Origin of the sequence: Micromonospora sp. SL1-18, from assembly GCF_047921505.1 — a bacterium.
Taxonomy (GTDB): domain Bacteria; phylum Actinomycetota; class Actinomycetes; order Mycobacteriales; family Micromonosporaceae; genus Micromonospora.
Map to the genome: position 1 here is coordinate 1 of NZ_JBLROA010000056.1, position 14,077 is coordinate 14,077.

Genomic DNA, 14,077 nt, shown 5'->3' on the forward strand with positions numbered 1-14,077 from the left:
TACCCCCACATGCCGCACCTGGAGTGGATCAGGCCCGTAGGCGGGCAGGATCAGGGGTCGTAGGCGGGTCAGGGGTGGTCAGGAGGTCGAGGACGGCGTCGCGGGCGGCGCGTGCCACCGCGGACGAGCCGACCACCCACCGGGGAGAGCCGAGGTGGTGTGCCAGCATGTTCCGGATGGAGATGTGGCACAACCCGTCCTGCTCGAAGTGCGCCACCGCCCGGACGACTATGGACGAGGCGCGGGTGCCCTACCGGCTGCGGGCGTACCTGAACGAGCCGCCGAGCGCAGTCGAGCTGACCGACGTGCTGCGCCGGCTGGACGCCCGGGCCTGGGACATCTGCCGCACCGGCGAGCCGGCCGCGGCGGCCCTGGGCATGGCGGACTGGCCCCGCGACGACGACGCCGAGCCGCGCTGGATCGCCGCGATGGTCGAGCACCCGGAGCTGATCCAGCGCCCGATCCTGCTGCTGGACGACGGCGGCGCGCTGGTCGCTCGTACCCCTGAGGCCCTGGGCCAGGCGGTGCGCCGCGCGGAGCGGTGAGCCGCGGTCCGGTCAGGGCCGGTCGTCGGTGGCGGCGTTCGCGTGCCGCTCACGCAGGCGCTCCCGGATCTCCTCCGGGGTGTACGCCCGGCGTCGCCGTTCCGCCCGGGCCACGACCACCCCGGTCGCCGCGACGCCGGCGAGGCCGGCCAGCCCGAGCACCTTCCACCACCGCATCCGTCGCCGCATCCGCTTAGGGTAGTCCGCAGTGAGCATCAGCCTGGACGAGGCCGTGGAGCTGACCCGCACCGGGGACGTGTGGGTGTTCCGCGGGCGAAGCGTGCCCGACCGTGCCATCCAGCTCACCACCAACAGCCCGGTCAACCACGTCGGCATGGCGGTGGTGCTCGACGACATGCCGCCGCTGATGTGGCACGCCGAGCTGGGCCGTTCGCTGCCGGACATGTGGACGGGCAGCCACCAGCGCGGCGTGCAGCTGCACGACCTGCGGGACGCGGTCCGCGTCTGGGCCCACCGGTACGGTCAGCTGGCCTGGCTGCGCCAGCTCGAACCGCCGGCCGACGCCACGATGGAGGAGGCGGTGCTGCGGACCGTGGCGCGCCTCGACGGCACCCCGTTCCCGTCCACCACGCAGCTCGCCTGGCGCTGGGCGCGAGGCCGGGTGCCCAACCTGCGCCTTCGCCGGCCGTCCGCAGCAGAGCCCGGGGCTGTACCGCTGGAGACCGCGTACTGCGCCGAGGTGGTTGCGGTGACGTACGAGGCGATGGGGCTGCTGCCGGCCGGCCGCCGGCCCAACTGGTACGACCCGGGGCGGTTCTGGAGCGGCGACGACCTCGAGCTGGCCGGGGGTGCCCAGCTCGGGACGGAGATCGAGGTATACATCCCGCCACGCTGACCGGGTTTGCCGCGGCCGCCGTGCGGTTATGGAAAGCCCCGTGACGGCTTCGACGCACCTGGACGCCCTGACCGCCTTCTTCGACCGGTACGGTGCCGCGCTGACCAGCGGCGACCTGCCGGCCATCGCCGACTGCTACGCCCTGCCCGGGCTGGTGGTGGCCGACACGTACAGCTTCTCCTTCACCTCGCCGACCGCAGTGGCCCTCAGCTTCGTCGGCGCGGCGCCCGACTACCGGGAGCGGGAGCTGATCGCAGCCCACGCGCAGATCGAGGACATGCAGCAGGTTTCGGCGCTGCTCACCGAGGTGGCGGTGCGCTGGGAGTTCCTGGACAGCCAGGGACGGGCGGTGCCGGGCGAGCGCTACCGCTACCTGCTGCGTGCCACCGCCGACGGGCCGGCCATCTGCACCGTCATCCGTACCGCCTGACGGGACCGTTCAGCGGTTCGAGGAGGTGGGTTGGCTACTTTCCGGCGGCACTCCCGGTCGCTACGCTCATCCGGCTGCGTCGACAGGGGAGGATCATGTTTGGCACGCGTCGCGTACGTCCGTCATTCGGCGCCGCCATCGCCTCTTCGCCCTGGATCGTCGTCTCGATCGGCGTGATCGTGATGGTGGTGCTGCTGGTCGTCGCGCTCGGCTCGGTTCGGGCCCGGCGGACGTACGCCGACGGCGCCCCTCCGGATCCGGTGATGTCGCTGCCGGGGCTGCCGGCTGTCACGACGTCGCCGCCGCCCAGCTCGGCCGCCGCGCCGGTGTCGCCTCGGCTGTCGCCCCGGGCGACCGTGCCGAGCGCGACCGTGCCGCCGAGCGGTTCGACACCGAGCCCGTCGACCAGTGCCGCCGGTGGCAGCCAGCCGTCGGATCTCCCGTCGTCCCCGCCGCCGGAACCGCTGCTCGCGTCGTCCTCACCGCCGCCGGTCACCGGCCGGTACGGGGTGGTGGACAGCTTCGACGATGGCTTCATCGGCGAGGTGCTGCTGGTCAACCCCAGCGACAAGCCGAGCGGCTGGACCGTGACGTTGAGCTTCGGGCGGGGACGCCTCGTCTCATCCTGGGTGGCCGGCGCGGAGCAGGGTGAGGCGAGCTTCGCCCACGGGGTCTTCACGTATCGCAGCGGGGTCGACCTGGCGGCGGGGGCGTCGGTGCGGCTGCGGTTCCACTTCGAGAAGACCCGTTCGACCCGGCCGACCAGCTGCACGGTCGACGGTACGGACTGCTCCGGCCTCTGACGTCGCCGGGCCGGTTGTGGGCGATGCCGGCTTCACCGGGTCAATTTGCGCAAGCCATCTGCTTTGTTGCGACTCGGTTTGCAAACTATTGCAGAATGTTTCGGCAAGGGCTAGCGTGCGGGCGAATCAGCGACGAGAGGAAGGCCGTCGATGAAACCCCCGCCGATATCTGCCAAGGCCCTGCTCGCCCTGGTCTCCTCCGTCGTGCTCACCCTCGCCGGCGCGCCGGTCGCGGTAGCTCAGCCGGGTGCCCTGGCCGGCGACCGCGCCGTGACCGCGGACATCCTCGCGGCCGCAGGCGCACCTCAGTGGAGCCGGGAGCCGTCCGCCGAGGCGCTGCTCGCGGCGGGCAGCAACAGCGCCCGGGCCGAGCAGTTCTACTTCGTCCTGCCGGATCGCTTCGCCAACGGCGACGAGCGCAACGACACCGGTGGCCTGACCGGGGACCGGCTCACCACCGGCCTGGACCCGACGGACAAGGGCTTCTACCACGGCGGTGACCTCAAGGGGCTCATTGACAAGCTGGACTACATCCAGGGCCTGGGCACCACGGCCATCTGGATGGCGCCGGTCTTCAAGAACCGGCCTGTGCAGGGCAGCGGTGCCGACGTCTCCGCCGGCTACCACGGCTACTGGATCACCGACTTCACCCAGGTCGACCCGCACTTCGGCACGAACGAGGAGCTGAAGCGGCTGGTCACCCTCGCCCACCAGCGAGGCATCAAGGTCTATTTGGACATCATCGTCAACCACACCGCGGACGTCATCCGGTACGCCGAGAACAAGTACGGCTACGTCGACAAGAAGACCGCGCCGTACCGGGACGCGCAGGGCCAGCCCTTCGACGACCGCAACTACGCCGACGGCACCCGGGACTTCCCGCAGGTCAACGAGAAGTCGTTCCCCTACACCCCGACCTTCGCGAGCGCCTCCGACGCGAAGGTCAAGGTCCCGGCGTGGCTGAACGACCCGACCATGTACCACAACCGGGGCGACTCCACCTTCGCCGGTAAGAACAGCGAGTACGGCGACTTCTTCGGCCTCGACGACCTGTGGACCGAGCGTCCCGAGGTGGTCCGCGGCATGACCGACATCTACGCGCAGTGGATCGGCAAGGCCGGCGTCGACGGCTTCCGCCTCGACACGGTCAAGCACAGCAACCTCGAATTCTGGCCGCGGTTCGCCAGCGGCATCAACGCCGCCGCGGAGAAGGCCGGCAAGCCGGACTTCTTCATGTTCGGCGAGGTGTACAGCGCCGACCAGGAGATCGAGTCGACGTACGTGCGGCGCGGCGGCCTGCCCGCCACCCTCGACTTCTCCTTCCAGGAGGCCGCGCGCGGCTACACCGCTGCCGGCGGCTCGGCCAAGGCGCTCGCCGACGTGTACGCCCGGGACGACCTCTACGCCGCCCGGGACACCGACGCCAACCGGCTGACCACCTTCCTCGGCAACCACGACATGGGCCGGATCGGCTCGTTCATCGCCGCCGCCGGTGGTGACGACGCCACCCAGCTGCGCCGCGACCAGCTCGCGCACCAGCTGATGTTCCTCACCCGTGGCCAGCCCGTCGTCTACTCCGGCGACGAGCAGGGCTTCACCGGCCCTGGCGGGGACAAGGACGCCCGGCAGGACATGTTCGCCAGCCGGACTCCGGACTACCTGGACGACGACCTGATCGGCACCACCCGTACCCACGCCAGCGACCAGTACGACACCGCCCACCCGCTGTACCGGACCATCGCCGAGCTGGGCCGGCTGCGGCAGGCGCACCCGGCGCTGCGGGACGGCATCCAGGTCACCCGGTACGCGGCGGACGGCCCTGGCGTGTTCGCGTTCTCCCGGATCCTGCCCGCCGAGCGCACCGAGTACGTCGTCGCGGTGAACAACGCCGCGACCGCGCAGACTGTCACCGTGGACACCTGGTCGGCCGGTGCCACCTTCACCGGCATCTACGGTGGCTCGGCCAACTCGACGGCGGGCGCCGACGGCAAGCTGAGCGTCACCGTGCCGGCCATGTCCGCCGTGGTGCTCCGGGCCGACCGCGTGATCCCGCAGGCTGATGCCGCTCCGCAGGTCACGATCACCGAGCCGGGCGACGCCCCGGTCGCCACCCGGGTCGCCGTCACCGCGCAGGTCACCGGCGACTCGCTCGCGACCGTCACCTTCGCCGCCCGGGTGCCGGGCGGCAAGTGGACGCTGCTGGGCAGCGCGCACAAGGCCCCGTACACCGTCCACCACGACCTGGCCGGCCTGCCGGGCGGGACGGAGATCCAGTACAAGGCCGTCGTCCGCGACGGCAAGGGCCGCGTCGCCACCGCCCGGTCCACCGGCGTCGTCGGCACCCCGACACAGAGCGCCTCGCGGGACTGGGCGATCGTGCACTACCAGCGCCCCGCCGGGGGGTACGCCGACTGGGGCCTGTACATCTGGGGCGACATCGACCCGGCGTACCAGACCAACTGGCCCAACGGGCAGCCGTTCGCGGGTGAGGACTCCTTCGGCCGGTTCGCCTGGGTCAAGCTGAAGCCGGGCGCCAAGTCCGTCGGCTTCCTCGTGGTCGACAAGAACGGCACCAAGGACGTCCCCAACGACCGCGCCATCGACGTGACGCAGACCGGCGAGGTCTGGGTCAAGCAGGGCGACCCGACGTTGTACCCGACCCGGCAGGCCGCCACCGGCGAGCCCGACCCACCCGTCGACGAGAACACGGCGGTCCTCCATTGGCGCAAGGCGGACGGCAACTACGACGGCTGGGGCCTGCACCTCTGGGACGGGGCCGCCAATCCGACCGACTGGGGCAACCCGCTCAGGCCGGAGAAGGTCGACGCCTTCGGTGCGGTGTTCCGGGTGCCCCTGGCCGCCGGGGCCACCGGGCTGAGCTACATCGTGCACCGCGGCGACGAGAAGGACCACCCGGACGACCAGCGGCTGGACTTCGCCACCGCCGGGCGCGAGGTGTGGCTGCTGGCCGGGGTCAAGGGCCGGCTGCTGCCGTCGACCTCCTCCGGCGTCGCCAGGGACCTCGACATCACCAAGCAGAAGGCGCAGTGGATCGACCGGTCCACGGTGGCCTGGCAGACCGGGCCGACCGACGGCAAGCGGTACGCCCTGGTCGCCGCCCCGGCCGGCGGATTGAGCATCGCCGAGGGCGAGCTGTCCGGGACGTACACCACACTGCCGTTGCGGGCGGAGCGCAACGGGCTCACCGAGGCCCAGCGCGCGGCCTGGCCGCACCTGTGGGAGTACCAGGCCTTCACCCTCGACCGGGGTGACCTGGCCAAGGTGCCGGCGGCGCTGCGCGGGCAACTGGTGGTGACCGAGCGGGACGCGGAGGGGCGGCTGCTCGGCGCGACCGGGGTGCAGATCCCGGGCGTGCTCGACGACGTCTACCGGGCCGCCACCAAGGCGTTGCTCGGCCCGACGTTCACCGGGAAGGTGCCGGCCCTGGCCGTGTGGGCGCCGACCGCCCGTACCGTGTCGCTGCAGCTCTTCGACTCGCCGACCGCCGAGCCGGAGACGGTGTCGATGGGCCGCGACGACACCACCGGCGTCTGGTCGGTGCGCGGCACCAAGGACTGGACCGGGAAGTACTACCGGTACCAGGTCGAGGCCTGGCAGCCGGCGGAGCAGAAGATCGTCACCGCGTCGGTGACCGACCCGTACTCGGTGGCCCTCGCGCCGGACTCGACGCACAGCCAGATCGTCGACCTGGACGACCCGGCGCTGGCGCCGGCCGGCTGGCCCAAGCTGCGTAAGCCGGCGGCGGTGTCGTCGTCGCAGGCGCAGATCCAGGAGGTGTCGGTCCGCGACTTCTCCGTCGCCGACGCCACCGTGCCGGCCGAGCGGCGGGGCACCTACCTCGCCTTCACCGACCCGAACACGGCGGGCATGAGTCACCTCAAGGCGCTCGGCGACGCGGGGGTCAACTACCTGCACCTGCTGCCGGCGTTCGACTTCGCCACCATCCCCGAGCGGCGGGCCGACCAGCGGCAGCCTGCCTGCGACCTGGCCGCGCTGCCACCGGACTCCGCCGAGCAGCAGAAGTGCGTCGCGGCGGTGGCCGACACCGACGGCTACAACTGGGGGTACGACCCGCTGCACTACACGGTGCCGGAGGGCGGCTACGCGGTCGACCCGGCCGGGGCGAAACGGACCACCGAGTTCCGGCAGATGGTCGCCGGGATCAACCAGGCCGGCCTGCGCGTGGTGATGGACGTTGTCTACAACCACACCTCGGCCGCGGGTACCGACCCGAAGTCGGTGCTCGACCAGGTGGTGCCGGGCTACTACCAGCGGCTGCTGTCCGACGGCACGGTCGCCAACTCGACCTGCTGCGCCAACACCGCCCCGGAGCACGCCATGATGGGCAAGCTCGTGGTGGACTCCCTGGTCACCTGGGCCAAGCAGTACAAGGTGGACGGCTTCCGGTTCGACCTGATGGGCCATCACCCGAAGGCGAACATCCTGGCCGTACGCGCCGCGCTGGACCGGCTCACCCTCGGCAAGGACGGCGTGGACGGGAAGCAGATCCTGCTCTACGGCGAGGGCTGGAACTTCGGCGAGGTCGCGAACGACGCCCGGTTCGTGCAGGCCACCCAGGCCAACATGGCCGGCACCGGCATCGGCACCTTCAACGACCGACTCCGGGACGGGGTACGCGGCGGCGGCCCGTTCGACGACAACCCGCGGATCCAGGGCTTCGCGTCCGGCCTGTGGAGCGACCCGAACGGTGACGCGGTCAACGGCTCGGCGGCGGAGCAGAAGGCCCGGCTGCTGCACCAGCAGGACCTGATCAAGGTGGGCCTGACCGGCAACCTCCGCGACTACCGGTTCACCGACTCGTCCGGGCGGCAGGTCACCGGCGCCCAGGTCGACTACAACGGCTCGCCGGCCGGATACACGGCCGCGCCGGGCGAGGCGGTCACGTACGTCGACGCGCACGACAACGAGATCCTGTACGACGCGCTGGCGTACAAGCTGCCGCAGGGGACCTCGGCGCAGGATCGGGCCCGGATGCAGGTGCTCGCCCTCGGCACCGTGGTGATGGGGCAGGGGCCCGGTTTCGTGACGGCCGGCTCGGAGCGGCTGCGTTCCAAGTCGCTGGACCGCAACTCGTACAACTCGGGGGACTGGTTCAACCAGATCCGCTGGGACTGCGCGCAGGGCAACGGGTTCGGTGTCGGTCTCCCGCCGGCGGCGGACAACCAGAGCAAGTGGCCGTACGCCAGGCCGTTGCTGGCAGATCCGAAGCTGGTGCCGGACTGCGCGGCGATCGACCTGGCCGACGCCCGGTACGCGGAGCTGCTCCAGATCCGCCGCTCCTCGCCGGTGTTCGGGCTGACCACCGCGGACCAGGTGCAGCAGCGGGTCGCCTTCCCGCTCTCGGGTGAGCGGGCGACACCGGGTGTGCTCACGATGACCCTGGACGCTCGTGGCCTGGGTGGATCGTGGAAGTCGGTCACGGTCGTCTTCAACGCCACGCCGGAGGTGGCGAAGCAGACGGTGACCGGCCTGCGCGGGGCGGACGTGGCGCTGCACCCGGTGCTGAGGAACTCCGCCGATCCGGTGCTGCGGACGGCCTCGTTCGACAAGGCGACCGGCACGTTCACGGTGCCGGCGCGCAGCGTGGCGGTCTACGTGCAGAGCTGACCCGACGACGATCCGGCCCCCTGCCGCCAAGGTGGCAGGGGGCCGGAGCTCTGCGTGGATCCGTACCGCTGACCGTCGGTCAGTTGAAGCAGCCCTTGACGGTGCCGGCGCAGTTGGTGGGGTCGTTGTCGGTGATGGTGGTCTTTTCGTCGAGGCGGACCTTGCCGTCGTTGTTGAAGACGCCGCCGGCGACGCGGTGGGTCTTGGACGAGTCGGTGCCGGTGTTCTTGGTGATGCGGGTCTTGGTCAGGGTGACCTTGCCCTCGTTGTTGAAGATGCCGCCGCCGTTCTGGGCGGTGTTGCCCTTGATCTCGGTGTCCCGGACGGTGAGGGTGGCGTTCTCTTCCTCTTCCTTGTTCTTGTCCTCGTTGTCCTGGAGGAAGCCTTCCTTGATCTTGACGTCGGGGTCGCCGTTGAAGATGCCGCCGCCGAAGCGTCCGGCGCTGTTGTCGAGGATGGCGCTGTCGGCGATGGTGGCGGTCGCCTCCTGCTCCTTCTTCTCCTCCTCCTTCTTCTTCTGGTCCTTGTTGTCGGCGTACGGGGCTTCCTTCTTCTTCTCGCCGCCGGTGTTGTAGACGCCGCCGCCGTCGCGGTCGGCGTGGTTCTTGGCGACGATGACCTTGTCGAGGTCGAGGTCGGTGTTGCTGGCGAAGATGCCGCCGCCGTTCTTGCCGGCGGTGTTGTTCTTGATGGAGGTCAGGACGATCTTGACGAAGCCGCCGGAGCTGAACACGCCGCCGCCGTTCTCGCCGGCCCGGTTGTTCTCGATCTCGGTCTTGCCGGGCTCCTTGCCCTCGAAGCGGCCGATGATCTCCACCGTGCCGGCCTTGTCGTGGCCCTTGACCCAGTAGTCCTTGTCCTTTTCCTTTTCCTTGCCTTCGCCGTTGGCGATGCCGCCGCCGTTCTTGCCGGCGGTGTTGTTGTTGATGCGGGATTCCTTGATCTTGAGGACGCCGACGTTGAAGATGCCGCCGCCGTTCTTCTGGGCGTGGTTGTTCTCGACGCTGCTTTCCTCGAGGTCGACGCGGCCGAAGTTGGCGATGGCGCCGCCGTTGCCTTCGGCGTTGTTGCGGGTCAGTTCCACCTGCTTCAGGTGGGCGCTGCCGCCGCGTTCGACCAGGACGGCGCCGCCGTCGGCCTCGCCCTCCTTCTTCTCCTGCTGCGGCATCGAGGGCGCGTCCTGCGGACCGGACCCCGGCACCTGCGCGTCGGATCCCGGCGCCTGCGCGTCGGATCCCGGCGCCTGCGCGTCGGTTCCCGGCGCCTGCGCGTCGGTTCCCGGCGCCTGCGCGTCGGTTCCCGGCGCCTGCGGGCCGGATCCCGGTGTCGACGGGGCCTGGCCGTACTTGAACTCGGCGGCGTTGCCGTCCTTGAGGGTGAGGTCGGTCAGGGTCAGGTCACCGCCGTCGGCGACCCGGAAGAGCCGGAAGGCGTCCTCGGAGTCCCGCTTGATCGTGGCGTCGTTGCCCTTGATCGTGATCTCCTGCCGGATCGTCGGCAGGGCCGTGCCGGACTTCTTGTCAGCGAAGTCCAGCTCGTAGACGCAGTGCGGAGCCAGCTTCAACGTGCCACCGCGAGCCCGGTTGGCCAGGTCGACGGCCTCGACCAGCTTCTCGTCGTCGCAGGGGACCTCCCGCACCCGCCCCTGCTTGTCCCGGTCCTCGCCGTCCTGGCCCTGCTCGTCCGCCCGGTTCTGCTCCTCGTGGGCGTCCTTGCCTTCTTCCTTCTCGCCGTCGCTCGCGTTCTGCGGCGCGGCCGCGTGGTTCTCCGCGACGCGCTGCGCGTCGCCGGACTTGTTGTCTCGAGCGGCGAGGCCACCCAGCGCCGCCAGACCGACGACGCCGGTCAGCCCGGCCACGCCGGTGGCGACCCAAAGCGCCCGCCGCCTGCTCGTCGGAGGGGTCATCGGGGCCCCGCCGTCGGAAGTCGTTACGTCGTTGGACATCAGAGCCTTCCGCCCTTTCGGTTCCACAAGGGGATCGCACCGCCCCAAGCGGGGCGACCAGCTACAAACCGGTTGTAGCCTCTGAACCACACCGTATGAGAAGGATCCTCACGAGGCGGACGTATCTGAAAAAACCCCACATTCAACCCACGGTGGGCGGCGGGCGACCTTCGGAACGGGCGGTGACGACGGTGCCGAGCAGCGCAAACAGCGGCGGGCCCCACCACCGGCATCACAACGACAGAAACGTCGCAGATGCCGGCGGTGGGGCCCGCCGCGGAGTCGTGCGGCCGGGATCAGCCCGGCAGGCGCGGACCGGCCTCGCGCTGCTCGGCCAGCCAGGTCTCCACCTCGTCCGAACGACGCGGCAGCCCCGCCGAGAGGTTCACCGGGCCGTCGGCGGTGACCAGGATGTCGTCCTCGATCCGGACGCCGACGCCGCGCAGCTCCTCCGGGACCAGCTCATCCTCCGGCTGGAAGTACAGCCCCGGCTCGACGGTGAGCACGTAGCCCTCGTTGAGCGGACCGTCCCGGTACGTCTCCTTGCGCGCGTTGGCGCAGTCGTGCACATCGATGCCGAGCATGTGGCTGGTGCCGTGCAGCGTCCAGCGACGGTAGACGGTCGAGGAGGGGTCCATGGCCTCGTCCACGCTGACCGGCAGCAGGCCGAGATCCTTGAGCGCCTCGGCGAGGACCCGCATGGCGGTCAGGTGCACGTCCCGGAACGCCACGCCCGGCTTGATCACCTCGATGCCGGCCTGCTGGGCGGCGTAGACGGCGTCGTACACCTGGCGCTGCAGCGGGGTGAACCGGCCGTTGACCGGCAGCACCCGGGTGACGTCCGCCGTGTAGAGGTTGCGGTTCTCCACGCCCATGTCCATCAGCAGCAGCTCACCCGGGCGGGTGGCGCCGTGGTTGTGCACCCAGTGCAGGATCGTGGCGTGCTCGCCGGCGCCGACGATCGAGCCGTACCCGACGTCGTTGCCGTCGTGCCGGGCGCGCAGCGCGAAGATCCCCTCCAGCAGCCGCTCCGAGACACCCCGGTCGGCCGGAAGCGCCCGGGCCACGTCCTCGAAGCCGCGGACGGTGGCGTCGCACGCCTCCTGCAGCTGCGCGATCTCCCACTCGTCCTTGACCAGCTTCAGCTCCGAGATGGCGATCGCCAGCTCCCGGTCCCGGCCCGGCTGCCCGTCGACGCGGGCGCCGTCGTACGGCCGCACCGCCGCGTCCACCCGGGCGTCGAAGCCGCGCAGCACCCGCGTACGCCCCGGCGCCAGGTCGGCCAGGGCCGTGTCCAACTCGGTCAGGTCGGCGGTGGGCAGGCCCAGCTCGATCGACCGCTCGCGCAGGGTCGGCCGACGGCCCACCCACAGCTCGCCGTTGCGGCTGCGGAAGAACTCGTCGGTCTCCCGCGACGACCGGGGCCGCATGTACAGCGTGGCGTCGCCGTTCGGGCGCAGCACCAGCACGCTGTCCGGTTCGAGGTCACCGGTCAGGTACGCGAAGTCGCTGCCGGCCCGGAACGGGTGGTCGGTGTCGTTGGCGCGTACCTTCTCATTGCCGGTCGGGATGACCAGCGTCTCCCCGGGAAAGGCCGCGGTGAGCGCGGCCCGCCGCTTGGCGTGGTTGGGCACCTCCGGGCGGGGCCCCACCGGCAGTTCGGTGTCCCGCCAGCCCTGCCGCATGAACGTCAGGAACGCCTCCGGAAAGTCCGGGTCGTGCGATTCCGTGCCGTCCGCCGGCTGGCCCTGCTGGGTCCGCTCCTCGGCCATGATCCGCCCTCCCTGAGCCTCGTCGCTGGTCCAGACGGTACCGCGCGCATCGCGCGGGGAGAGCCTGCGGTGCCGCGACGGCGGCTCCGGCCGCGTGGAAAGATGGCCATCATGTGCGGACTCCTGGCCTTTTTCAGCGCGCGCGGCGACGCCGCCGCCCACCGCGACCACATCGCCGGCGCACTGGAGTGCCTGCACCACCGCGGCCCGGACGAGACCGGGGTCGAGGTGGTCGGCGACGCCACCGGCCAGCACGCGGACGGAGTGTTCGCGCACAAGCGGCTGGCGATCATCGACGTGGCGCTCAGCCACGAGCCGCTGCCCTACGCGAACGACCGCTACCTGCTCACCTTCAACGGCGAGATCTACAACTACATCGAGCTGCGGGACGAGCTGGTCCGGGACTTCGGCGCCCAGTTCGCCACGAACGGCGACGGCGAGGTGATCGTCGCCGGATACCACTACTGGGGTGAGCAGGTGCTCACCAAGCTGCGCGGCATGTTCGCCTTCGTGATCTGGGACCGGCAGGAGCGGCGGGCCTTCGGCGCCCGGGACTACTTCGGCATCAAGCCGCTGCACTACCTCCAGACGCAGGACGGCATCTACCTCGCCTCCGAGAAGAAGGCGCTGCTGCCGTTCGCGCACTCGGCGCACCAGGGCGACGCCGGGATCGACACCGCCAACCTGAGTCACTACCTGACCCTGCAGTACGTTCCGGAGCCGGGCACCCTGCACAAGGGCATCAGCCGGATCGGGTCGGGGGAGTACCTGACCTGGACCCCGGGCGGCCGGATCGAGGTGCGCCGGTGGTACCGGCCGGTGTTCCGGCCGGCGCCGGTCGCCGACGAGCAGAAGCTCTACCACGAGATCCGGGAGACGCTGCGGGAGAGCGTCCGGATGCACATGCGCTCGGACGTGCCCGTCGGCTCCTTCCTGTCCAGCGGCATCGACTCCACCGCGGTCGTCGCCCTGGCCCGGGAGTTCAACCCGAACATCCTCACCTTCACCGTCGGCTACGACGTGCCCGGCTACTCCGAGATCGACGTGGCCCAGGACTCGGCCCGCCACCTCGACGTGACCACCATCCCGACCAAGATCGGGCCGCAGGACATGATGGAGGCGCTGCCGAAGATCGTCTGGCACCTCGACGACCCGGTCGCCGACCCGGCCCTCGTCCCGCTCTACTTCGTCGCGAAGAAGGCCGCCGAGCACGTCACCGTGGTGCTCTCCGGCGAGGGCGCGGACGAGTTCTTCGGCGGCTACACCATCTACCGGGAGCCGCTGTCGCTCAGCACGGTCAACGGCTTGCCGGACGGTGTACAGAAGGGCCTGCGGGCGGTCTCCAAGGCGATCCCGCAGGGCGTCAAGGGCAAGAGCTTCCTGGAGCGCGGCACCACCCCGATCGAGGCGCGCTACTACGGCAACGCCCGGATGTTCACCGAGGAGGAGAAGCAGCATCTGCTGCGTCGCTACGACCCCTCGGTCCGCTACACGGACGTCACCGCCCCGATCTACGCCGAGTGCACCGAGCTGGACGACGTCACCAAGATGCAGTACGTCGACCTCTACACCTGGCTGCGCGGCGACATCCTGGTCAAGGCCGACCGGATCTCGATGGCGCACTCGCTGGAGGTGCGGGTGCCGTTCCTCGACCGCGAGGTGTTCAACGTGGCGGCCGGCATCCCGGTCGACCTGAAGCTGCCGCCCCGCTCCGAGGCCACCAAGTACGCCATGCGCCAGGCGCTGCAGGGCGTCGTCCCGCCGGCCATCGTCAACCGCAAGAAGCTCGGCTTCCCCACGCCGACCCGGGTCTGGCTGCGCGGCGAGATGTACGAGTGGGCCCGGCACGTGCTGGCCACCTCGGGTGCCGGTGACCTGATCGACCTGTCGTACGCGATGCGGCTGCTGGACGAGCACAAGCGGGAGGAGGCGGACCACTCCCGCAAGGTGTGGACCGTGCTGATCTTCTGCATCTGGCACGCCATCTTCGTGGCGAAGACCCTCGACCCGGGCATCCAGCGCAACCAGTCCGCCCTGCTGACGAAGCCGGTGGTCGGCAGCATGGTCCGCTGACCGC

Annotated in this window: 9 protein-coding genes; 6 read left to right on the forward strand and 3 right to left on the reverse strand. The window is 70.6% G+C overall.

Annotated features, from left to right (window positions below; all coding sequences use genetic code 11):
* Positions 1 to 176: 176 nt before the first annotated feature.
* A complete protein-coding gene (locus tag ACNAW0_RS22950) occupies positions 177 to 545 on the forward strand; it encodes an ArsC/Spx/MgsR family protein (protein ID WP_416290022.1) in 369 nt (122 codons plus the stop codon).
* A 12-nt stretch (positions 546 to 557) separates the two neighbouring features.
* On the opposite strand, the gene ACNAW0_RS22955 is transcribed toward ACNAW0_RS22950, so the two are convergent.
* On the reverse strand, positions 558 to 734 hold the full coding sequence (locus ACNAW0_RS22955; protein WP_416290057.1) for a hypothetical protein: 177 nt from the start codon (positions 732 to 734) through the stop codon (positions 558 to 560).
* 19 nt (positions 735 to 753) lie between these two features.
* On the opposite strand from ACNAW0_RS22955, the gene ACNAW0_RS22960 reads away from it, so the two are divergent.
* From ACNAW0_RS22960 to pulA, 4 genes are all read left to right on the forward strand, one after another.
* Positions 754 to 1,401 (forward strand): hypothetical protein, encoded by a 648-nt coding sequence (locus ACNAW0_RS22960; RefSeq protein WP_416290023.1) that lies wholly within the window; start codon positions 754 to 756, stop codon positions 1,399 to 1,401.
* A gap of 40 nt (positions 1,402 to 1,441) precedes the next feature.
* On the forward strand, positions 1,442 to 1,831 hold the full coding sequence (locus ACNAW0_RS22965; protein WP_416290024.1) for a hypothetical protein: 390 nt from the start codon (positions 1,442 to 1,444) through the stop codon (positions 1,829 to 1,831).
* A gap of 95 nt (positions 1,832 to 1,926) precedes the next feature.
* Complete coding sequence (locus tag ACNAW0_RS22970; protein WP_416290025.1) at positions 1,927 to 2,634, forward strand: cellulose binding domain-containing protein; 708 nt, start codon at positions 1,927 to 1,929, stop codon at positions 2,632 to 2,634.
* Positions 2,635 to 2,784: 150 nt separating this feature from the next.
* Complete coding sequence (gene pulA, locus ACNAW0_RS22975; protein ID WP_416290026.1) at positions 2,785 to 8,283, forward strand: pullulanase-type alpha-1,6-glucosidase; 5,499 nt, start codon at positions 2,785 to 2,787, stop codon at positions 8,281 to 8,283.
* Between the two features lie 79 nt (positions 8,284 to 8,362).
* Here pulA and ACNAW0_RS22980 read toward each other — a convergent pair whose 3' ends face one another.
* Positions 8,363 to 10,189, reverse strand: a complete 1,827-nt coding sequence (locus ACNAW0_RS22980) for a hypothetical protein (RefSeq protein WP_416290027.1) — start codon at positions 10,187 to 10,189, stop codon at positions 8,363 to 8,365.
* A gap of 335 nt (positions 10,190 to 10,524) precedes the next feature.
* Positions 10,525 to 12,000: an aminopeptidase P family protein gene (locus ACNAW0_RS22985; protein ID WP_416290028.1), complete on the reverse strand. Its 1,476-nt coding sequence runs from the start codon at positions 11,998 to 12,000 to the stop codon at positions 10,525 to 10,527.
* Between the two features lie 111 nt (positions 12,001 to 12,111).
* Between ACNAW0_RS22985 and asnB the strand changes: the two genes are divergently transcribed.
* Positions 12,112 to 14,073 (forward strand): asparagine synthase (glutamine-hydrolyzing), encoded by a 1,962-nt coding sequence (gene asnB / locus ACNAW0_RS22990; protein WP_416290029.1) that lies wholly within the window; start codon positions 12,112 to 12,114, stop codon positions 14,071 to 14,073.
* Positions 14,074 to 14,077: the final 4 nt, after the last annotated feature.